Source organism: Streptomyces sp. NPDC059787 (assembly GCF_042732315.1).
Taxonomy (GTDB): domain Bacteria; phylum Actinomycetota; class Actinomycetes; order Streptomycetales; family Streptomycetaceae; genus Streptomyces; species Streptomyces atrovirens.
The window spans coordinates 352156-374046 of record NZ_JBHWHX010000002.1 but is presented as its reverse complement, the minus strand read 5'-3'; the positions used below and the strand labels follow the sequence as shown (position 1 = coordinate 374046).

Here is a 21891-nt window from a genome sequence, read left to right as displayed (position 1 = left end):
CCGGCCAGGCTGCCAGGACCTCCGGAGGCGGGGAATGACCTTCGGGGCAGCCTTGGGGGCAGGTACGGCGTGCCTTGCCCTTCCGGGCAACAGCGGTGCCCCGGACACGGCACTCGCAGACGTTCCGGGCGGCGCGCTGCGCGCGCGAGGCTGAGTACAGACCTGACTCGTACCCCGAGGAGAGCAGAGCATGCCGTCCTACCTGTCGCCGGGCGTCTACGTCGAGGAGGTGGCCAGCGGCTCGCGCCCCATCGAGGGAGTGGGGACGTCGGTGGCGGCCTTCGTCGGGCTCGCACCGTCCGGCCCGTTGAACGAGCCGACCCTGGTGACCAACTGGACCCAGTTCGTCGCCGCCTTCGGTGCCTTCACCGACGGGTACTACCTGGCGCACTCCGTCTACGGCTTCTTCAACAACGGCGGCAGCGCGGCCTACGTGGTCCGTGTCGGCGGCGCCCCGGGCGGTGCCGCGGGCGAGGCGTCCGGCGCCCCCGCCGCGGTGACCGGCTCGGCCGCGCCCGCCGCGCTGCCCGCCGGGACGCCCCAGCAGCTCGGCACGTTCACCGTGACCGCCGTGGCCGCCGGGTCCGGCCCGCTCAGCGTCGAGGTCTCCGACCCCGAGGGCGAGGGCCCCGCCGAGCGGTTCAGGCTCGTCGTCAAGGACGGCGACCGGCCCGTCGAGAACTTCGACGTGAGCGCCAAGAAGAGCAGCCGCAACTACGTCGTCACGCAGGTGAAGGAGCGCTCCAAGCTCATCACCGTGCAGGAGGCGGCGCCCGCCGCGCAGCTCGCGCGCCCGGAGAACCAGACCGTGGCCCTCGTCGCCCCGGCCGCCGCTCCCGCCGCCCCCTCCGCCCCGGCCGCCGGCGCCGAGAGCCACCCCGGCCCGGCCCAGTACCTCGGGGACTCGGCGGACCGCACCGGCTTCGGCGGCCTGGAGGCCGTGGACGAGATCTCCATGGTCGCCGTCCCCGACCTGATGGCCGCCTACCAGCGCGGCGCCATCGACCTGGAGGCCGTCAAGGCCGTCCAGCTCGGCCTGATCGCGCACTGCGAGCTGATGGGCGACCGGGTCGCCGTCATCGACCCGCCGCCCGGCCTGAACGCCCGTGACATCCGCGTGTGGCGCCAGGAGACCGCCGGCTACGACTCCAAGTACGCCGCGCTCTACTACCCGTGGATCAAGGTCTTCGACCCGGCGAGCGGCCAGAGCCGGACCGTTCCGCCGAGCGGTCACATCGCCGGCATCTGGGCCCGCAACGACTTCGAGCGCGGCGTGCACAAGGCGCCCGCCAACGAGGTGGTGCGCGGCGCCGTCGACCTGGAGCTCCAGATCACCCGCGGCGAGCAGGACCTGCTCAACCCGATCGGCGTCAACTGCATCCGCGCCTTCCCCGGCCGCGGCATCCGCGTCTGGGGCGCCCGCACCCTCTCCTCGGACCCGGCCTGGCGCTACCTGAACGTCCGCCGGTACTTCAACTACCTGGAGGAGTCGATCCTGATCGGCACCCAGTGGGTGGTGTTCGAGCCCAACGACCACCAGTTGTGGGCCAGGATCCGGCGCAACGTCTCCGCCTTCCTCGTCAACGAGTGGCGCTCGGGCGCCCTCTTCGGCGCCCGGCCGGAGGAGGCGTACTACGTCAAGTGCGACGAGGAGACCAACACGCCGGAGTCCGTCGACCTCGGCCGGGTCATCTGCGAGATCGGCATCGCGCCGGTCAAGCCGGCCGAGTTCGTGATCTTCCGGCTGGCCCAGTTCTCCAGCGGTAGCGGGGAGCTGGAGGAGTAGGGGAGGTCTTCCTCTCCCCACCCCCCGCGGTCTCCGCCCTCCCCTCCTCCGAAGGAAAGAAAGACAGATAAATGAGTCTGCAGCCGGGTGACGCCCTCACGTCACACAATTTCGGCCTCCAGATCGACGGTGTGATGGTCGAGTACCTCGCCGAGGTCAGCGGCCTCAGCATCGAGCAGGACGTCATCGAGTACCAGCAGGTCTCGGCCCAGGGCAAGCCCGTCACCAAGAAGATGCCGGGTGTGAAGAAGGCCGGCACCTGCACGGTCGTCCGCGGCATGACCCAGTCCGCCGCGTTCAACCAGTGGATCAACGAGTCGGTCAACGGCGCGATGGCCACGGCCCGCAAGAACGCCACCATCATGGTGATGGACTACCAGAACAATCCGGTCAAGCGGTACAACATGCGCAACGCCTGGTGCAGCAAGATCGACACCAGCACGGTGAAGGCCGGTGAGGCCTCCGCGCTGACCGAGACCGTGACCATCACGTTCGAAGAACTGGTCATCGAGTAATGCGCCGCACCACCGCCCGGCCGGGGTCCCTCCCGGCCGGCGCCGTCCCCGCCTCCGTCGACGGGGCCGCCGAGACGGCCGCCCAGGGGCCGTTCGCGGAGAGCCCGGCGCAGCCGGAGCAGGCCGTGCCCGACCCCGTCGGGCCGGCCCCCGCGGGCCAGGCGCTGCGCACCGAGTTCCCGTTCGAGCTGCCGCGCGGGTACGTCGACGACTCCGGGACCGTGCACCGGCACGGTGTGATGCGGCTCGCGACCGCCCGGGACGAGCTGATCCCGCTGCGCGACATCCGGGTGCAGGAGAACCCCGCCTACCTGTCGGTGGTCCTGCTCGGCCGGGTGATCACCAGGCTGGGCACGCTTCCGCTGGTGCACGACGGGGTGGTGGAGAACATGTTCGCCTCCGACCTGGCGTTCCTCCAGGACTTCTACCGGCAGGTCAACGCCGAGGGCCACACCCGGGCCGGCGTGACCTGCCCCCACTGCGAGCAGCCGTTCGAGGTCGAACTCGGCGGGAGCCGCCTGGGGGAATCGTGACGTACGCGACCGACCGGCTGCACGAGGAGATCGCGTACATCGCCTACCACTTCCACTGGAGCCTGGAGGACATCCTGGACCTCGAACACGGCGACCGCCGCCGGTACACGGAGCAGATCACCTCGCTCGTCACCCGCGCCACGGCGGAGGGCTGACGCGGCATGGGATTCCTCGACCGGTTGCGGAGGAACGCGCCGGGGAGGCGGGACGGGGCCGGCACGCCCGCCCCGTCCCCGGAGACGTCCTCCGCGCCCACTGGATCCACGGGATCGGCCGACGCCGGTGGCGGCGGTAACGGTGGCGGCGATGACGGTGGCGGCGCGTCCGCGGCCGTGGCGCGTACCGCCGCCTGGCCCGGGCTGCCGCCGATCCAGCGGGCCACCGCCCGGCCGTCCTGGCCCGTCGCCGACTCCGGATTCGGCGGCAGGCTGAGCACCTGGCAGAACCCGGCCTTCACCGGCACGCTCTCCCACGCCGTGCTCGACGGCGCACCCGGCGGACTGGTCCAGGGTGTCCTCACCGCCTCGGCGCGGCCCTCGCCGGGACTCGAACTCCCCGCGCTCTCCCTGCCCGTCGCCGCTCCCGGCGAGTCCGGTACCGGCCGGCCGGGCGACGGCACGGAGCTGCCGCCGGTGCAGCGCGCGGCAGCGCCCTTCGCCGTCGGCCGCCCCTCGGGCCCGTCGGTCACCCCCGTTCCCGCCCCGGCCCCCCGGTCCGCGGCCCTGACCCGGACGGCGGCCCCGGCGGTGCCCGTCCAACGGCGTGCCCTGCCGGTCGCCGCGGGCCAGGGCAGGAGCGGCTCCGGTACGCGCCCGGCCACCTCACCGGCCATCCCGGCCACCCCGGCCACCGGGGGCAGCGCACCCTCCGGCGCGCGTCGCCGGCCGCTGCTCGGCGCGCCCGTGACGGCCCCGCCCCCGGGATCCGCCCCGCTCACGAAGCCCGCGGCCTCCTCCGGCTCCCCGGGCACGGACACCCCGGCGGCCGTGCGGCCCGGCTCGGGTACGGGTACGCGTTCCGGTGTGCGGGCCGAGGCGGAGGTTCCCCGCGGCGTCGAGGAGGCCGGCCGTCCCGGCGGGCAGGACCCCGTGGTCCAGCGGGCCGTCACGTCCGTACCGCGTGGGGACGGCGGGGAAGCGGCGGAGGAGCAGGCGCCGGTGCCTCCTTCCCCGGCACCTCCGGTGCGGTCCCTGGCGCCGGCCCGCGCACTGGCTCCCGCCGTGCCGTCCGCGCTGTCGCCCATGGCGCCGAAACTCCGCCCCGCACCCGCGGCCGTACCCCTGCGGCAGACCGCGCCCGCCGTGCAGCGGCGGGCGGCCCGGTCCGGCGGCGGTGCTCCGGGTACGCGGCAGCCCGAGGCCTCCGGACCGTCGGGCGGCCCAGCGGCCGAAGGCGTCGGACTTCCCGCCACCGCGTCCACGGACGGTGGCACCGGCACGGCGGCTCCTGCCGCGCCGGCTCCTTCGGGGACGCCGGTGACGTCGGGCGGAGCACCGACCGTGCAGCGCGCGCCGGCCGGCTCTTCCGGGAGTGCCCGGGGCGGTTCACCCGCGTCCGTGCCGGCCGCCGTTCCCGTGACCGCCGTGCAGCGCCTCGCCCGGCCCGGCTCCACGGCGCCCGTCGCACCGCTCCGGCGGGTCCCGTCGTCACCGGCGCCCCGGAGCGCGGACGTTCCCGTGTCCTCCGGGACCACGTCCCCGCCCGTTTCCTCCGCGTCCGGCACCCGCCGGCCCGCCGCCGTTCCCGCGACCGGGACGGCCTCCGTCCAGCGGGCCGGTGTCCCGGCCACGGCTCCGTCCTCCGGCCCGACCGCTCCCGGAGCCGCCGCTCCCGCCGTGCAGCACCGAGCGGACTCCGGGGCCGCGATCCCGGCCGCCCCCGTTCCCTCCCCCGGCGGCACCCCCGCCGTCCAGCGCCGCACGCACCCCGGAGCAGCGGACCGAGCCCCCTCGCCCACGCTCCCCACCACACCCGGGGCCAACCCCCCCGCCGTCCAACGCCGTACGAGCCACGAGGCAGCGGGCCAAGCCCCCTCGCCCACGCTCCCCGCGCCCCCCGGAACGACGACACCCGGGGCCAACCCCCCGGCCATCCAACGCCGTACGAGCCACGAGGCAGCGGGCCAAGCCCCCTCGCCCACGCTCCCCGCGCCCCCCGTCGTCGCCCTCGGCGACACACCCGGCACCCCGGCAGGCCCCTCGCCACTCGGGACAACGGCACCCGGGGCCGACTCCCCCGCCGTCCAGCGCCGTACGCACCCCGGAGCAGCGGACCGAGCCCCTTCGTCCGCGCTCCCCACCACGCCCGGAACGACGGCACCCGGGGCCGACTCCCCTGCCATTCAGCGCCGTACGAGCCCCGAAGCAGCGGACCGAGCCCCCTCGCCCGCACTCCCCACCACGCCCGGAACGACGGCCCCCGGAGCCGACTCCCCTGCCATTCAGCGCCGTACGCACCCTGCGGAACCGGCAAAGGGTGCGGGAGGCCGTGCCGTGCTGCCGCCGCTCGGCTCCACCTCCGTCCCCGTACCGGCGCCGGGCGGCACGGCCTCCGCACCGGTGCCCGTCGTCCCTGCCTCCGCCGCTCCCGTCGGGCCCCCCATCCAGCGGCTCGCGGCGGGACGGCCCAAGCCCCCGGTTCCGTCCGCGCCCGCCGCGCCCGTGGTCCAGCGCTCCGGTTCCGCCGATCCGGTCGGCGACAGCGGGAGCACGGCACCCGTGTCCGGACCGGGCCCCCGCGCCGGGACGGGCACGCCCGTGCAGCACCTCGCCCTGCCCGGCCCGCCGGTACCCGCCCGGCCGGCCGCCTCCGCGCCCGCACAGCACAGCCCCGTGCTCCCCGGCCCTCGGGCCGAGGCCCCCGCCGTCGCACGGCCCGGCCTCGGCGCTCCCCTGCAACGCCGCACCACGCCCACGCCCGCACCGGCTTTTGCCCCCGGGGCCTCTCCGGGCACACCCGTGTCCGCGCCTCTCGCCAAGCCCGTGTCGCCGCTGCCCGCACCCGCCCCGGGGCAGTCCGTGCCGCCCGGTGCGCAGGGCGCCGCCCCCATCCGGCGCACCGCCGCGCAGAGCCCCGTGTCCGTGCCCGCGCCCCCGGTCGCCGGGCCCAAGCCACCCGTCTCCCCCGGTCCGGTCCCGCTCCGTGCCCCGGCCCCGGCCCCGGCCCTTCCGGCATCCACCGTCTCCCCCGTGCAGCGGGCGGTCACAACAGGCCCGACCCCGACAGCCGCCCCCTCCGCGACCCGGCTGCACACACCCACCGCCCCCGCCCCGGCCCTTCCGGCGTCCGCCGTACCGTCCGTGCAGCGGGCGGTCACAACAGGCCCGGCCCCGACGGCCGCCCCCTCGGCGACCCGGTTGCACGCCCCCGCCGCCCCGGCGCTCCCCGTGCTGCCGGTCCCCGTCCAGCGTGCCGCCGTGCCCGACGCGCTGAAGTCGCTCTGGAAGAAGGCCGTCGGCCCGGCCCCGTCGAACACCCCCGGGCCACCGCCCGCGCGCACACCCGAGCCACCTCCGCCGTACGACCCCGGCACCCCTCCGCCGTACGACCCCGGGCCGCCCCCGCCGTACAGCCCCCACGACCCGCACCCCGGCGGGAGCGGCCCGCACGCCGGGCAGTCCTTCGATCCGCGTGCCCTGACCGACGGGCAGCTCGACGAGCTGACCCACCGTCTGGTCGGCCCGCTCACCCGTCTCCTCCGTACCGAGCTGCGGATGGACCGGGAACGCATCGGCAGACTCCGCGACCCCCGCACCTGACCCGTACCCGCCCGTCGTTCCGCCCGCCTCCGAACCATTCCGTCCGCTTCCGAAAGGCCCTCCGATGTCCAGCGGTCTCGATCCGGGATCCACCATCTTCTTCACCCTCACCATCGACGGGCAGAGCCTCGGCGCGTTCAACGGGTGCGAGGGTCTGGCGTCGACGGTGGAGGTCGAGCAGTACCAGGAGGGCGGCAACAACGGGTTCGTGTGGCAGTTGCCGACCCGGGTCACCTTCTCCACCATCCGGCTGACCCGTCCGCTGACCCCGGAGACCTCGAAGGTCGCCGCCTGGATCTCCTCCGTGACGACCGGCGTCACCCGCCCCACCGCCCAGATCTCGGCGCTGCGCGCGGACGGCTCCGAGGTGGCGCGCTGGGGGCTGATCGACGTACTGCCGGTGAGCTGGCAGGGCCCCTCCCTGGACCCCTCGAACCCGAGTGTGGCCACGGAGGTCCTGGAGATCGCGCACCACGGGTTCACGGACTGAGCGCGACCGGGACCACGCCCCGCACCGAGTACCGAGCACCGACACACCAGCACCGAGGACGGAGACGAAGGACCATGGCAGCCAAGGGAGGCAGGGGCTCCAAGGGCGGAGCGGGCAAGAGCCTGGTGCGGGCCACGCTGGCCATCCACGAGCCCCCCATCGGCGACAGCACCACACCGGGCGGTCTGATCAAGACCTTCGACTTCGACTTCAACCCGGCGCAGCTCACCCTCACCCGCCGCGCCCAGTGGAAGAGCACACCGTCCGCCGCCCTGCGCGACGGCCCGCTGCCCGAGTTCATGGGGGCCGAGGGCCGGAGCCTGTCGATGGAGATCTTCCTCGACTCCTCCGGCGACCCCGGTGACAGCAGCGTGCTGAAGAAGGTCGAGGCGCTGTTCTCCTGCTGCGAGGTGACCGCCAAGAGCATCGCGGCGGACCAGCCGTCCACCCCGTGGGTGGTGTTCGAATGGGGGTCGTTCTCCACGGCGCGGTTCACCGCGTACATCGGCAGCGTGGGCGCGAACTACACGCTGTTCGGCACCACGGGCGTACCGATCAGGGCGGCCTGCCAGGTGGAGCTGAACGAGATCCCCAGTCAGACCAAGGGCCAGAACCCGACCTCGGGCGCGCTCACCGCGCGGCGCGTGCACCGGGTCGTGGCGGGCGACACCCTGCAGTCGCTGGCCTGGCGGGAGTACGGGGACGCCGCGGCCTGGCGCTCGATCGCCGAGGCCAACGACATCGACGACCCGTCCCGGCTGCCCAACGGCACCGAACTGATCCTTCCGGCGGCCGGGGAGGTCGCGTTCTGATGGTCAAGCCCTCCTTCTCCAACATCGTCGACGTCACGTTCGACGGCAAGCCCGTACCGCCCTACTTCGCCCCGCTGCTCGTCGGCGGCTGGGTCGACCTGGGTGCCGGGGTGCCCGGCGCCTTCCGGGTGACGTTCCGGGACGCGCACGGGCTGGTCCTCGGCAAACTGGGCATCAAGTTCGGCACCGAGGTGGTGATCTCCCCCGTCGCCCACGGCAAGGGCGCCGGCGACCCGCTGCTGACCGGCGAGGTCACCGGCATGGAGACCGACTACGACGGCACCGGCACCTTCACCGTGATCCGCGGCTACGACCGCGGCCACCGCATGATGCGCCGCCGCCGGGTCGCCGCCTACCGCAACCAGACGGCGTCCGACATCGCCCGCACCCTGGCCGGCCAGGACGGTGTCGCCGTCGGCAAGGTGCAGTCGACCAGGACGGTCTACGAGTTCATCAGCCAGGCCAACGTCACCGACTGGGACTTCCTGTCCCGGCTCGCCGACGAGAACGACATGGTGATGTCCCTCGACGCCAAGGGGAAGTTCCGGTTCGTCAGCCCCGACCCGGCCTCCGGCGCGCCCCCCACCAGCACGCCCGGCGAGAAGAGCCCGTTCGTCCTCCAGGCCGGCACCGACGTGCTGCGCTGCCGGGCCGCGGTGACCTCCGCCGACCAGTACGGGCGGGTCGAGGCACGCGGCTGGGACGTCGTCGCGAAGAAGGAACTGACCGCGACCGCGCCCACCACCGCCAACCCCGGCATCTCCATCGGCACCACCCCGCAGAAGGCCGCCTCGGCGTTCGGGATCGTCACCCTCGTGGAGACGGAGAAGCCCTACGACCGGCAGAACGAGGTGAAGTTCGCCGCGGACTCCCTCGCCGACGACGTGACCTCGTCCTTCGCCGAGCTGGAGGTCGTGGTGCGCGGCAACCCCAAGCTGCGCCCCGGCGTCCCCGTCACCCTCACCGACGTCGGCGCCCCCTTCGAGGGCAAGTACACGGTGACGTCCGCCCGGCACGTGTTCGGCGACGGCAAGCACTACGAGACCTGGATCACCGTCAGCGGCCGCCAGTGGCGCTCCCTGTTCGGGCTCACCTCCGGCGGCGGGGGCACCGGGGCGGCGGCGGCCGCACCCCGTCTGCCCAGCGTCGCCAACGCCCTGGTCACCGACGTGCAGGACCCGCTCAAGCAGGGCAGGGTCAAGCTGCGGTTCCCGTGGCTGGACGACACGTACGTCTCCGACTGGACCCGTACCGTGCAACTCGGCGGCAAGCGCGGCGGCGGGATCTTCCCGCTCGACGTGGGCGACGAGGTGCTGGTGGCGTTCGACCGGGGCGCCCTCGACCACCCGTTCGTCGTCGGCGGGCTCTACAACGGCGTGGACAAGCCGTCCCCCGTCCGGGACGTACCGCTGCACGACGGCGTGAAGCGGCGGGCGATCCGGCACACCCTGTCCGACCGCGACGCCAACCGCGTCGACCTGCTCAGCCAGACCACCGGCGCCCGCAAGCAGGGCGTCCGCGTCGCCTCCGGCGACGACAAGCTGATCATCAACCTGGACCGTACGAAGACGGAGATCACCGTCGACAGCAAGGGCACCGTCGTCATCAAGGGAAGCCGCTCGGTCTCCGTCGAGGCGGGCACCGACCTGACCCTCAACGGCAAGCGGTCCGTGACCATCAAGAGCGGCGGCCCGCTCACCCTGCAGGGCCGCGGCGCGGTCAGCCTGAGCTCGGCCGTCGGCGCCGTCAGCGTCGACGCCAAGGGCGCCCTCTCCCTGAAGGCCATGGGCCTGGCCACCCTCTCCGCGATGGGGAGCGTGCAGATCAACGCGGCGGCCGCCGTGGGCATCCGGGCCGCCACCGTCCCGATCATGGGTCTGCTGACCGCCAACGGAAAGCCGGTGATCTGATGGCCGAGCAGTTCGTCGGATCCGGCTGGGCGTTCCCCCTGCGCATCGGACCCACCGGGGGCATCGCCCTGGTCAGCGGCGAGAAGGAGATCGAGGAGGCCATCCGGCTGGTCCTGGCCACCGCGCCCGGCGAGCGGCCGATGCGCCCGGAGTTCGGCTGCGCCATCCACGACCTGGTCTTCGCCCCCGTCAACGAGGCCACCGCCGGCCGCATCCAGCACGAGGTGTACACCAGCCTCGACCGCTGGGAGCCGCGCATCGAGGTCGAGGAGGTGGAGGTCACCGCCGGCCCCGGCGAGGGCGTCCTGCACATCGACGTCCGCTACTCCGTCCGCGGGACCAACAACCCGCGCAGCCTCGTCTTCCCCTTCTACGTCATCCCCTCCCACGACGAGCCCGGCACGAGCGGCACGGCCGGTACGGGCGAGTCGGGCCCCCTCCCCGAAAGCGACCGCTGATGGCCCTGCCCTCTCCCCACCTCGACGACCGCCGCTTCCAGCAGTTCGTCGACGACGCCAAGCGCTACATCCAGCAGCGCGCCCCGGAGTGGACCGACCACAACGTCTCCGACCCCGGGGTCACCCTGGTCGAGGCGGTCGCGCACATGGCGGACCAGATCGTGTACCGCCTCAACCGGGTGCCCGAGAAGAACCACCTGGCCTTCCTCGACCTCGTCGGCATCACCCTCTTCCCGCCCACCGCCGCGCGTACCGACGTCACGTTCTGGCTGTCCGCGCCGCAGGACGAACCGGTGGTGCTGCCCGAGGGCACCGAGGTGGCCACCACCCGCACCGAACGCGACGAGGCCGTGGTCTTCGCCACCGAGCGCGAACTCACCGTCGTCCCCAGCTCGCTCGGCCGGCTGGCCGTGCAGAACCGGGGCGAGCCGGTCGCCGACCGCACCGACGACCTGGCCGAGGGCAAGGACGTGCTCTGCTTCACCGAGGCCCCCCGCCCCGGCGACTGCATGCTGTTCGGCCTGAGCGCCGCCGTCCCGCACTGCGCCGTCGCCCTGGAACTCGACAGCCGCGTCGACGGCGTCGGCGTCGACCCGCGCCAGCCCCCGCTGGTGTGGGAGGCGTGGACCGAGGACGGCTGGACGGAGTGCGAGGTCGACCGCGACGCCACCGGTGGCCTCAACCGGCCCGGCGAGGTCGTCCTGCACGTCCCCGGCGGACACGTGCTCTCCCGCAACGGCGGCCACGAGGGCGGCTGGCTGCGCTGCCGGGTCACCGAACCCCTCACCGGCCAGCCCTTCTACACCACCTCCCCGTCCGTGCGGGCCGCCGAGGCGTACACCCTCGGCGGCACCACCGGCGCCGTGCACGCCGAGACCGTGCGCGACGAGCCGCTCGGCGAGTCCACCGGCCTGCCCGGCCAGCGGCTGCGCCTGGCCCACGCGCCCGTCGTGGGCGACACCCCGCCCGTCCTGCTGCAGACCGCCGAGCACGACGGCTGGAAAGACTGGGACGTCGTCCCCCACTTCGCCGCCTCCCGCCCGCACGACCGGCACATCACCCTGGACGCCACCACCGGCGAGATCGCCTTCGGCCCCGCGGTACGCGAACCCGACGGCACCCTGCGCCAGTACGGCACCGTCCCCCCGAAGGGCGCCGTCGTCCGCGCCCGCCGCTACCGCACCGGCGGGGGCAGGTCCGGCAACGTCGCCCGTGGCGCCGTCCGCGTCCTGCGCCGCTCCGTGCCGTACGTCTCCGAGGTCGTCAACCGGGAGGCCGCGCGCGGCGGTGTCGACGGCGAGACCGTCGAGGAGGCGAAGACCAGGGCGCCCATCACCCTGCGCGCCCAGGAACGCGCGGTCACCCTGCGCGACTACGAGGAACTCGCCCGCCGCGCCGCCCCCGACACCGCCCGCATCACCTGCCTGGAGGGCGAGGAGAGCGAGCACGGCGCCTACGCGGTACGGGTCCTGGTCGTCCCCCAGGCCGTGCCGGACCCCGGCGGGCGACTGCGCTTCGAACAGCTCGTCCCCGGCGACGCGCTGCTCTCCCGCATCACCCGCTACCTCGACGAACGCCGGCTGATCGGCACCCGCCTCGCCGTCGGCCCGCCGTTCTACCAGGGCGTCACCGTAGTCGCCACCGTGCACGCCTTCCGCGGCACCGACACCGACCGGGTGCGCCGCCAGGCCCACGACGCCCTCTACCGCCACCTCGACCCGCTCACCGGAGGCGCCGACGGCACCGGCTGGCCCTTCGGCCGGCCCGTCCAGGCCGGCGAGATCTTCGCCGTGCTCCAGCGCGTACCCGGCGTCGAACTCGTCGACCAGGTCCTCCTCCACCCCGCCGACCCGATCACCGGCAAGCGCGGCGAGGCCACCGACCGGATCGACCTGTCCGCCCCGTCCCTGGTGTTCTCCTTCGACCACCGGGTCCGCGTGATCGGGGACGGCGCGTGAGGGGCTCCGTCGACGGGCTGGGCTCCTCGGCGCCGATCGGCGCGATGCTGCCCGCGATCTTCGCCGACGACGACCTGGCGCAGCGCTTCGTCGCCGGGCTCGACGAGGTCCTCGCGCCCTTCCTGGTCGTCCTCGACAACCTGGACTCCTACTTCGACCCCGCGCTCGCCCCGCTCGACTTCACCCGCTGGCTGGCCGACTGGGTCGGCGCCGAGACCGACGGCATCGAGACCGACGGCGCCCCCGCGGGCGGTTCCGAGGCGGAGCGGCGGCTGCGGGCCGCCGTCGCCGCCGCCACCTACCTGCACCGGGTGCGGGGCACCCGGCGCGGCCTGTCCGAAGCGGTGCGCCTGGTCTTCGGCGTGACGCCGCGGATCACCGAGAGCGGCGCCGCCGAGTGGCACGCCCGCCCGCTCGGCCCGGTGCCCGGTGACCGCCGCCCGCACCTGCACGTCTCGCTGGCGCTGCCCGACCCGACCGCCGCCGACACCCACCGGCTGGACACCCTGGTCGCGGCCGCCCGCCCCGCCCACATGCCCTACACGGTCGAGGTCACCGCCGCGACCGCCGCCGAAAGGACCACCGACAGATGACCAGCCAGTCCTCCGGACCCGGCCGGGCCGCCCCCAGCTGCGCCGAGTGCGGCACCCCGGCGGAGCCCGGCCAGTCCTTCTGCGACTCCTGCGGAGCTGTCCTCGGCTGGGCCGACGACGGCCGGCCGGGACGCACCGAGCCCACGGCACGGACCACGACGGCCCCCGGCGCCGGTACCGGGTCCGCCAGGACCGACGCCGGCCACGGGGACGGCCCCGGCGACCGGGGCCGCGCCGCGATACCGCGCCCCCGTACGGCACCGGCGGACTCCGGCACCCCTCGCACCGCACCGGCAGCCGCACCGGCGGCGACATCGGCACCGGCACCGGCAGTGACGTCACATGCCGACGACCGGGCCGCCGTACCGGGAACACCCCCGTCCCCCGCCCCGCACGGACCCGGCGACGGACACGAGGACGGGCCGGACCACGCCACCGGGACCTCCCCCGACCGGCCCCGTGACCGCCGGGCCGCCGTACCGGGAACACCCCCGTCCCCCGCCCCGCACGGACCCGGCGACGGGCACGACGACGGGCCGGACCACGCCACCGGGACCACTCCCCCCGCACCCGACGGACCCCACGCCCACCGGGCCGACGAGCGGCCCCCCGTCACCCCTGCCGCCCCGTACACCACGGCCCCCGACGACGACACCGAACCCCTGCCGTCCGTGACGGACTCCCCCGAGCCGTCGCAGCAGCACCCCCACCACGACGACGCCGCCGAGCGGGCCAGGTCCCTCCTCGTCCCCGTCGCCGACCCGGAGCCCCGCGCCCCGGAGGAGCCCGACGTCGCGCCGGTCCTGCCCGGACGTCCCGTCGCCCACCGCCCCCAGGTCCGCGCCGTGGGCCCGCAGTCCGACGCGGAGGGCGGCGTCCCCTGCCCCTGGTGCTCCACCCTCAACCGCCCCGAACGGCACTACTGCTCCCGCTGCGCCATGTCGATGACCCGCGGCGAGGACACCCCGGAACGGCTGCCCTGGTGGCGCCGGATGTTCGGCGCCCGGGACGCCGAGTCGGCCTGGGCGGGCGAGCGCCCGCGGCTGCGCCGGGGCTTCGGCCACATCTGGAACTGGGTCGTCGCCGCCGTCGTCATCGGACTGGCCGTCGCCCTGATCGTGAACCTGGGCGCGATGATCCAGGCCACCCGCGACCACTTCGCCAAGCGGGCCCCGATCGGCCCGTCCAGCGTCAAGGCGTCCCGCTCCTTCTCCGAGCACGGCGCGCCCCTCGCCTTCGACAAGCTCAACAACACCTGGTGGGGCCCCGGCATCGCGCAGGCCGCCGAGGGCGAATGGCTGGAGGCCACCTTCGACCGGCCGACCCGCCTGCTGGACCTCGTGATCACCCCCGGCACCTCGACCAAGCCGGACCAGCTCTCGAAGTCGGCGCTCCCGCGTCAGCTCGACGCCCTGATCACCCTCGCCGACGGCAAGAAGATCACCCGCACCATCACCCTGGACCAGGGCGCCGGCGGTCAGCGCCGCAAGTTCCGGGTCGGTGAGGTGACCGCCGTGCGCTTCGTCCTGCGCTCGGCCTACGGCGCCGACCCGAAGAAGCAGGTGGCGATCGCCGAGATCGAGTTCTTCGGCCCTTCGAGCAACAACACCTGACGGCCGCCGGGTCCGCCCCACGGCCGCCCCGGTTCCACCGTTCCGCCATTTCCCTATTTCGCCATGTCCACGTACAACCCCCGGGCCCGCTCGGGGGTCTCCTGATCGGCGATCACCCGTGAACCGCAGGACAACCCAGGGCGAAACACGGGCAACACGGCGCCCCACGACCCGTGGACGACCGTTCCCGGCGGCCGTCCCGCACACCGCAGGAGACCTCCTTGCACAAGAACCTCCGCACCGCTCTCGCGACCGCCACCGCGGCCGCGCTCACCGGCGGCCTGCTGGTCGCCATGGCCGGTCCCGCGTCCGCCGCCCCCTCGGGCACCGACAGCGACTTCAACGGTGACGGCTACGGGGACGTCGCGGTCACCGCCCCCCTCGCCTCCGTGAGCGGCCAGAGCGGCGCCGGCGCCGTGTCGATCCTCTACGGCTCCCCCCAGGGCGCCGGCGCGAGCAAGATCCAGACCCTCACCCAGAACAGCGCGGGCGTCCCGGGCGCCGCCGAGAAGGACGACCAGTTCGGCGCCCACACCGCGCCCGGCGACTTCAACGGCGACGGCTACGCCGACCTCGCCGTGGGCGCCCCCGGCGAGGACGGCGGCTCGGACGCCAACGGCGGCACCGTCGTCATCCTGTGGGGCGGCTCCGGGGGCCTGTCCGGCGGCACCACCGTGCACGACCCCACCCCCTCCGCCCACGACTGGTTCGGCCAGGTGGTCGCCGCCGGCGACTACAACGGCGACGGCAAGGCCGACCTCGCGATCTCCTCGGACATGAACACGGTCGACATCTACCGCGGCGGATTCTCCAAGTCCGGCTCCACCGGCGGCCGCTACACCGTCACGACGCCCGTCCTGAAGGTGCAGGGCCTCGACATCTTCAACCTCACCCCCGGCGACACCGACGCCGACGGCCGCACCGACCTGGTCGTCGACGGCTACGAGGGCGACAGCGACAGCGACTACTCGTACAACGCCAACTACTGGCTGCCCGGCTCCTCCTCCGGCGCCACCGCCTCGGGCGCCCGGAAGCTCCCCGCCGGCATCATCTCCGACATCGGCGACGTGAACGGCGACGGCTACGGCGACATCGTCATCGGCAACTCGTGGGACCCCGCCACGAACACCCCGGGCACCGCCAAGGGCGGGTCGGTGGACGTCGTCTACGGCACGTCGTACGGCCCCGAGGGCGGCATCGAGCGCGTCAACCAGGACACCCCGGGCATCCCCGGCGGCAACGAGACCGGCGACAACTTCGGCTACGAGGTCTCCCTCGGCGACATCGACGGCGACGGCCACGACGACCTCGTCATCGGCGCGCCGGGCGAGGACCTGGGCGACGACAAGGACACCGGCATGGTCTCCGTGGTCTACGGCGGCGCCGACGGCCTCCAGGAGACCGGCTCCCAGTCCCTGGACCAGGACACCCCGGGCGTCCCCGGCGGCAACGAGGAGGGCGACGGCTTCGGCGGCGAGGTCCTCCTCTCCGACGTCACGGGCGACGGCAAGGCCGACCTGACCGTCGGCATGCCGTGGGAGAACGACTCCAACGGCCAGGCCGTCGTCTTCAACTCCGACGGCCTGAAGATCGACCCCGCCGGACGCGGCATCGGCCTCGTCGCCACCGGCCTGTCGTCGGCGGGCTACCCGATGCTCGGCTTCCACGTCAACGGCTGACCCTCCACCGACGTGGTCTCCGTCCTCCGTAGGACCGGGCCCCCACAGGCCCCTACGGAGGACGGACGACCCGGCTGACGTTCCCTTAGGGGATGTCACAGCTCGGCAGCAAAGCCGGGCCCGAATGCCGGGGTCCGGCACGTGAACGTCCGGGACCAGGTACGTTCGATGACGTGGCTGGATTCAGGATCGGACGCGGCCGTGACAACAACGGCGCTCCTCACGCGCGACCGCAACACCCCCCGCACGGGCAGCAGACGCCGCAGGGGCCGTCGTACGGCTACCCGCAGGCGCCGCAGCCGTACCCGCAGCAGCCGTCGTACGGCGGCGGTGGCGGTGGCGGCTGGCCGCAGGCGAACCGCGGCCCGGGCGGCCACGGCGGACCCGGCGGTCACGGCGGTCACGGCGGTCACGGCGAGCCGGAGTACTTCGGCGACGGCGCGTACCCGCACGGCGCCCAGGGCGCCCCGCACGACCCGTACGCGGCCAACAACCCGGGGCACACCCAGGCCTTCTCGATCAACGAGGACCCCTACAACCAGGGCGACACCTACCAGGCCGGCGCGGCCCCGCCCCCCGGCCCGGCCGGCCCCCGCCTGCGCTGGAAGGACCTGCTCAAGGGCATCGTCCTGTCCCCCGCCCAGACGTTCCACCAGATGCGCGACCACTCGATGTGGGGCCCCGCCCTCGTCGTCACCTTCCTCTACGGCCTGCTCGCCGTCTTCGGCTTCGACACCGCGCGCGACGACGCGATCAACGCCACGCTGTCGAACGCGATCCCGATCGTCCTGACGACGTCCGTCGCGATGGTGCTCAGCGCCTTCATCCTCGGCGTGGTCACCCACACCCTGGCCCGCCAGCTCGGCGGCAACGGCGCCTGGCAGCCCACGGTCGGCCTCTCCATGCTGATCATGTCCATCACGGACGCGCCCCGCCTGGTCTTCGCCATGTTCGCCGGCGGCGACGCCTCCTTCGTCCAGATCCTCGGCTGGGCCACCTGGGTGGCGGCCGGCGCCCTGCTCACGGTCATGGTGTCCCGCTCCCACGACCTCCCCTGGCCGAAGGCCCTGGGCGCCTCGGCGATCCAGCTGGTCGCCCTGCTGTCGATCGTGAAGCTGGGCACGTTCTGACCCCGGCCCACGCATGAGGAAGGGGGCTCCCGGTGCCGGGAGCCCCCTTCCTCATGCCGCTCTCAGGCGTCGAGCACCTGGCCGTCCCGCTTGACCACGGGTTCCTGGACGGACCACGGGAAGTTGATCCACTCGTCGGTGCGCTTCCAGACGTACTCGCACTTCACCAGCGACTGCGTCTTCTCGTAGACCACGGCGCTGCGCACCTCGGCGACGGCGTCGAGGCAGAAGTCGCGTACGAGCTTGAGCGTCTTGCCGGTGTCGGCGACGTCGTCCGCGATCAGCACCTTCTTGTCGGTGAAGTCGATGGCGTTGGGCACGGGCGCGAGCATGACGGGCATCTCGAGAGTCGTCCCCACCCCTGTGTAGAACTCCACGTTCACCAGGTGGATGTTCTTGCAGTCGAGCGCGTAGGCGAGCCCACCGGCGACGAAGACACCGCCGCGCGCGATGCTCAGCACCACGTCGGGCTCGTACCCGTCGTCGGCGATCGTCTGGGCGAGCTCACGGACGGCGACGCCGAACTGCTCGTAGCTGAGGTTCTCGCGCATGCCGCTCACACCTGCGTCCGGTGGAAGTTGAGGTAGGACCGCGAGGCCGTCGGCCCCCGCTGCCCCTGGTACCGCGACCCGTACCGCTCGCTGCCGTACGGGTGCTCGGCCGGCGAGCTGAGCCGGAACATGCACAGCTGCCCGATCTTCATACCGGGCCACAGCTTGATCGGGAGCGTCGCGAGGTTGCTGAGTTCGAGGGTCACGTGCCCGGAGAAACCGGGGTCGATGAACCCGGCGGTGGAGTGCGTCACCAGCCCGAGCCGCCCGAGCGAGCTCTTCCCCTCCAGCCGCGAGGCGAGGTCGTCGGGGAGCGTGATGACCTCGTACGTGCTGGCCAGCACGAACTCACCGGGGTGCAGGATGAACGGTTCGTCCCCCTCGGGCTCCACGAGCCGGGTCAGGTCCGCCTGCTCCACGGAGGGGTCGATGTGGGGGTACCGGTGATTCTCGAACACCCGGAAGTAGCGGTCGAGGCGTACGTCGATGCTGGACGGCTGCACCATGGCGTCGTCGTAGGGATCGATACGCACCCGTCCGGCGTCGATCTCGGCCCGGATGTCCTTGTCTGAGAGAAGCACGGGCCCGAGGATACGCAAGACGCACGGACCGGCCACAATCGGCCGCCCCGCGCGCCCTCGCTGCTGCCCGCTACTACCGCTTGCTAGCGCTTCTGAAGACTCACCGGCACGACGCTGCGAAGCCGCGCACAGCGCGGACACCGCAGAAGCCGGCCGGGGCCGAGTCGCTCGGCCTGCTGCATCGGAAACGAGGTGGCGGTGAACACGTGCCCATCGGCACAGCGGACGACGGTGCGCTCCATCAAGTCCAAGAGTCCCTTCCCCAAGAGGCCGCGTCCGGCCAACTGCCCTGACGCCAAAAGCCACATTACGGGATCAAAGGAACGACCCTCCAGGCGGCACCCCGCACTCGCACCACGGCTTCACGGTACGCCCCAACAGGTGCCCCCCGCAGCCGCATCCACACCCTGAAACACAGTCAGACCCCCGGGTCCTGAACACCGGGGGCCTGACATGGGGTAGAGTGATCGAGCGTCCGGACACCATCGATTCGACGGGGTCTGGATCTTACGCGGGTGTAGTTTAATGGTAGAACATCAGCTTCCCAAGCTGAGAGCGCGAGTTCGATTCTCGTCACCCGCTCCACGAAGAAGGCCCAGGTCAGAGACCCGGGCCTTTTTGCTGTGCTCTGTGATCACTCGCCGCGTGCCAGATCCGCGCCAGAAGGCGCGTCGCCCCCTCGGCCGCGACGGCCGGGCATCGACGAAGGTGACGTCCGGCTCCGGTCCGCAGAGACCCCTTCACGTCGCAGGCCAGGCGTCAGACATCACGAAGGAGACCACCGTTCCTCCGGAACGGCCGGGACCGGAGTGCCAGGACGCGGCGATGGAGTCGACCAGAAGCAACCCGCGTCCGTGCGCGTCATCCGCGGCCGGCCGGCGGAGGCTCACGTTCGCCGGAAACCCCGGGTTGTGAACCTCCACGCGCAGCGAGGTCCCCTCCCGGAACCACTCGACCCGTACGACCCACGGCTCGTCCGAACACCCGTAGAGGACCGCATTGGTCACCAACTCCGAGATCATCAGCACACAGTCGTCGACCGAGCACATCGGGCGGTAGGGGGCGATGAATCTGCGAAACCAGCGCCTGGCCCGGGGGACGGACTCCGGAACGGGTTGCAACACCATCATCCCGATCCGCGGTGACTCCTCACAGGCACACCGGTCGATCACAAAGGCCATCCGCGCTCACTCCCTGCCGCCACCGTCGCGATCACGGCGGCGCCGTTTCCGGCCGTCGAGACATCTCGATCGGCTCCCACAGAACTCGATGACGACACCGCCGCCCCGGTCTTCGAGAGAGGAGCCGAACGCGGCACACGGACTCCCACACTCATGGGACCCGCTCCAACCTCTCTAGACATCTAAAGACTTCCATCACATCTCTAGAGATGTCAACTGTGAGGTCATGAGCGGCTACGCGCAGCGAGCAAGGCCCCGACCTATGGCCTAAGGTGTCTAGAGAAGCGAGGAGGGTTCTGGAATGGCGACTACCGACGACGACCGTCGGCCCAAGTACCAGCGGATCGCGGACTCCCTACGCGAGGCGATCCAGTCGGGCGAGTACGGTCCCGGTGATCGGCTTCCGGGAGAGAACGACCTCATGTCCACGCACGGCGTGGCCCGCATGACGGCCCGACAGGCCCTGAGCGTCCTCCGGGACGAAGGCGTCGCCGAAGCCCGCAAGGGCGCAGGCGTGTTCGTCCGTGATTTCCGCCCGATCCGACGCCGGAGCATCGAGCGACTCGCCCGCGACCAGTGGGGCAACGGCCGTTCCATCTGGTCGGTGGACATCGAGAACCGGGCACTCGAGGTCGACCGGATCACCGTCTCCGAGGAGACAGCAACCGACCGCATCAACGCGGTGCTGAACCTGCCCGCCGACGGGACGACGTGCGTGCGGCGCCGGCGCTTCGTCCTGGACGGCAAGCCGGTCCTGCTCTCGACGAGCTACCTCCCCATGCACCTGGTCGCCGCGTCCCCGATCGCCCAGGAGGACACCGGTCCGGGCGGAACATACGCCAGACTCGCCGAACTCGGCCACGAACCGGTGCACTTCCGTGAGGAGATCCGCTCGCGCATGCCGTCGAAGGACGAGGCGGCACAGTTGAGCATGTCTCCGGGCACCCCGGTCATCCTCATCTGCCGCACCGCTTTCACGGACGAGGGCGGCCCCGTCGAGGTCAACGAGATGACACTGGACGCCGCCTCGTACGTCCTGGAGTACGACTTCGACGCGGGCCCGAGAACTACACCTACCGACCTGTCGAGTCTCGGTTGATGCTTGACGGTTCAGCATCAGGTGATGCTTGACGTCTGACCTAGACATCGTGGCTTACTGGTTGCCATGGCGGACCGTTTCTCTGAGATCACCTCTGCGGAGGAGTTCATCCGGCTGCGGCAGAGCGAGGACCCGGCGGAGGCCAACCGCTCGGCCCGGGCAGCCTTGCCGCTGCCCGTCTGGTGGGACCTGGTGCGCAACCATCCCGACATGCGGTTTTGGGCTGCGCATAACAGGACAGTGCCGCCGGAGATCCTGGCCGAGCTGGTCAGGGATCCCGACTGGCGGGTGCGGGACCGGGTGGCGAGCAAGCGCAACTGCCCCGTCTGAGGTGTTGGAATGTTTGGTCGACGATCCGCATGACTCTGTGCGACGGCTTGTCGCAGGCCACCCACGCTCGCCGCGCTCGGCAGTTGCGCGTTTGGTTGACGACCCGTGGCCGGTCATTACGCGGGAGGCCCGTGCCCGGCTGGCCAAGTGGCCGTCCGCGAAGTCTCCCGAGCCTTCCTGACTCGGTGATCACACGACCTTACGGCGGTTGTGTTCGCCGGACTTGCGGGCCATCACATCCTTCCCGGTGACACGCGGGACGGTGGTGATCAGCTCTTGGCCATGGAAGATCCTGATCGTTTGCTTGCCCAGGTGGGCGGTGACGCTCTGGCGGGCATGGCCGCGGCCGAGCTGGATGCGCTGTCCGGCGACCATGAAGCCGCCGCCGCTGCTGACCGTTCGCTCGGCGATCTGATCTCGACGGGGGAGAGCACCGCACCACTGAGCGCCGACCCCCTCACCGTGCCGCCTCTGTCGGTACTGGGCACTCGGCGATGGTGTGGCACGAGCAGTCGCAGGCTTCATAGATCACCGGTACGTCGACCGGTGCGGTGACCGGGGACGACTCCGCGCAGGCGTGGTGTGTGCCGATGCGGCAGGAGGTCGACCGGTAGGAGTTGGGCCCGGGTTGGGTGGTGTGGGGTTGTTGGCGGGAAGGCATCAGCGGTCACCCACCGAGGCGTACCAAGGGCTGGCGAGGGGAGCGCAGCTCACGGCCGCCGAGCGGTGCCGTGCTCGTGCCTCACTGGCCAGTACGTACGGGCGGACGAGCGCCGTTTCCTCCCCCACGAAAACGCCCGTGTGCTCGCGGTGCCGATGCAGGAACAGCACTGCGCCGTAAGCGACTTCCGGGGACATGGCCACCGGCCGCGCAGGCGTTTCGGAGCGGCGGTGCCGGCCCTTGTGGAGGTACC

19 protein-coding genes, 1 tRNA gene and 1 pseudogene are annotated in these 21891 nt (G+C 72.7%); 17 read left to right on the top strand and 4 right to left on the bottom strand.

Annotation, left to right across the window (positions count from 1 at the left end; genetic code table 11):
• The first annotated feature begins 190 nt into the window (after positions 1–190).
• From ACFV5H_RS03695 to ACFV5H_RS03630, 14 genes are all read left to right on the top strand, one after another.
• Entirely contained in the window at positions 191–1786 is a 1596-nt protein-coding gene (locus tag ACFV5H_RS03695) for a phage tail sheath family protein (protein ID WP_385051408.1), read from the top strand.
• 71 nt (positions 1787–1857) lie between these two features.
• On the top strand, positions 1858–2301 hold the full coding sequence (locus ACFV5H_RS03690; protein WP_093764440.1) for a phage tail protein: 444 nt from the start codon (positions 1858–1860) through the stop codon (positions 2299–2301).
• Positions 2301–2834, top strand: coding sequence for a hypothetical protein (locus ACFV5H_RS03685; protein ID WP_385051406.1), 534 nt, complete (start codon positions 2301–2303; stop codon positions 2832–2834). Before ACFV5H_RS03690 ends, ACFV5H_RS03685 begins: the two co-directional genes overlap by 1 nt.
• On the top strand, positions 2831–2989 hold the full coding sequence (locus ACFV5H_RS03680) for a DUF6760 family protein (RefSeq protein WP_095534630.1): 159 nt from the start codon (positions 2831–2833) through the stop codon (positions 2987–2989). Before ACFV5H_RS03685 ends, ACFV5H_RS03680 begins: the two co-directional genes overlap by 4 nt.
• Before the next feature lie 177 nt (positions 2990–3166).
• The gene (locus ACFV5H_RS03675; protein WP_385192590.1) at positions 3167–6592 is read left to right on the top strand and encodes a hypothetical protein; all 3426 of its coding nucleotides are present in this window, start codon (positions 3167–3169) and stop codon (positions 6590–6592) included.
• Between the two features lie 64 nt (positions 6593–6656).
• The gene (locus tag ACFV5H_RS03670) at positions 6657–7082 is read left to right on the top strand and encodes a phage tail protein (RefSeq protein ID WP_385051402.1); all 426 of its coding nucleotides are present in this window, start codon (positions 6657–6659) and stop codon (positions 7080–7082) included.
• Positions 7083–7156: 74 nt separating this feature from the next.
• Positions 7157–7894: a peptidase M23 gene (locus ACFV5H_RS03665; RefSeq protein WP_385051400.1), complete on the top strand. Its 738-nt coding sequence runs from the start codon at positions 7157–7159 to the stop codon at positions 7892–7894.
• Positions 7894–9804: a VgrG-related protein gene (locus ACFV5H_RS03660; protein ID WP_385192586.1), complete on the top strand. Its 1911-nt coding sequence runs from the start codon at positions 7894–7896 to the stop codon at positions 9802–9804. Before ACFV5H_RS03665 ends, ACFV5H_RS03660 begins: the two co-directional genes overlap by 1 nt.
• Complete coding sequence (locus ACFV5H_RS03655) at positions 9804–10262, top strand: GPW/gp25 family protein (RefSeq protein ID WP_385051396.1); 459 nt, start codon at positions 9804–9806, stop codon at positions 10260–10262. The genes ACFV5H_RS03660 and ACFV5H_RS03655 overlap by 1 nt, the downstream gene beginning before the upstream one ends.
• On the top strand, positions 10262–12220 hold the full coding sequence (locus tag ACFV5H_RS03650) for a putative baseplate assembly protein (RefSeq protein WP_385192583.1): 1959 nt from the start codon (positions 10262–10264) through the stop codon (positions 12218–12220). The genes ACFV5H_RS03655 and ACFV5H_RS03650 overlap by 1 nt, the downstream gene beginning before the upstream one ends.
• Positions 12217–12813 carry a phage tail protein gene (locus ACFV5H_RS03645; protein WP_385051392.1) on the top strand — a complete coding sequence of 199 codons (597 nt, stop codon included), beginning with the start codon at positions 12217–12219 and terminating at the stop codon, positions 12811–12813. Before ACFV5H_RS03650 ends, ACFV5H_RS03645 begins: the two co-directional genes overlap by 4 nt.
• Positions 12810–14426, top strand: a complete 1617-nt coding sequence (locus tag ACFV5H_RS03640; RefSeq protein WP_385192581.1) for an NADase-type glycan-binding domain-containing protein — start codon at positions 12810–12812, stop codon at positions 14424–14426. Before ACFV5H_RS03645 ends, ACFV5H_RS03640 begins: the two co-directional genes overlap by 4 nt.
• A 221-nt stretch (positions 14427–14647) precedes the next feature.
• Positions 14648–16105, top strand: coding sequence for an FG-GAP-like repeat-containing protein (locus ACFV5H_RS03635; protein WP_385051388.1), 1458 nt, complete (start codon positions 14648–14650; stop codon positions 16103–16105).
• Positions 16106–16197: 92 nt separating this feature from the next.
• Positions 16198–17235, top strand: a complete 1038-nt coding sequence (locus ACFV5H_RS03630; RefSeq protein ID WP_385051386.1) for a Yip1 family protein — start codon at positions 16198–16200, stop codon at positions 17233–17235.
• Between the two features lie 62 nt (positions 17236–17297).
• On the opposite strand, the gene ACFV5H_RS03625 is transcribed toward ACFV5H_RS03630, so the two are convergent.
• Together ACFV5H_RS03625 and dcd are read right to left on the bottom strand one after the other, a co-directional pair.
• Entirely contained in the window at positions 17298–17795 is a 498-nt protein-coding gene (locus ACFV5H_RS03625; protein ID WP_217127216.1) for a phosphoribosyltransferase, read from the bottom strand.
• Positions 17792–18367: a dCTP deaminase gene (dcd, locus tag ACFV5H_RS03620; RefSeq protein ID WP_030827650.1), complete on the bottom strand. Its 576-nt coding sequence runs from the start codon at positions 18365–18367 to the stop codon at positions 17792–17794. Before dcd ends, ACFV5H_RS03625 begins: the two co-directional genes overlap by 4 nt.
• A 511-nt stretch (positions 18368–18878) precedes the next feature.
• Between dcd and ACFV5H_RS03615 the strand changes: the two genes are divergently transcribed.
• Positions 18879–18952, top strand: a tRNA-Gly gene (locus ACFV5H_RS03615).
• Between the two features lie 155 nt (positions 18953–19107).
• Here ACFV5H_RS03615 and ACFV5H_RS03610 read toward each other — a convergent pair.
• Positions 19108–19548 (bottom strand): ATP-binding protein, encoded by a 441-nt coding sequence (locus ACFV5H_RS03610; protein WP_385192579.1) that lies wholly within the window; start codon positions 19546–19548, stop codon positions 19108–19110.
• A 301-nt stretch (positions 19549–19849) separates the two neighbouring features.
• On the opposite strand from ACFV5H_RS03610, the gene ACFV5H_RS03605 reads away from it, so the two are divergent.
• Entirely contained in the window at positions 19850–20647 is a 798-nt protein-coding gene (locus ACFV5H_RS03605; RefSeq protein ID WP_385192576.1) for a GntR family transcriptional regulator, read from the top strand.
• Positions 20648–20713: 66 nt separating this feature from the next.
• Entirely contained in the window at positions 20714–20977 is a 264-nt protein-coding gene (locus ACFV5H_RS03600; protein ID WP_385192574.1) for a hypothetical protein, read from the top strand.
• A 189-nt stretch (positions 20978–21166) separates the two neighbouring features.
• On the opposite strand, the pseudogene ACFV5H_RS03595 reads toward ACFV5H_RS03600, so the two are convergent.
• Positions 21167–21403: pseudogene (locus tag ACFV5H_RS03595) on the bottom strand (IS481 family transposase); the annotation flags it as partial.
• Between the last annotated feature and the right edge of the window lie 488 nt (positions 21404–21891).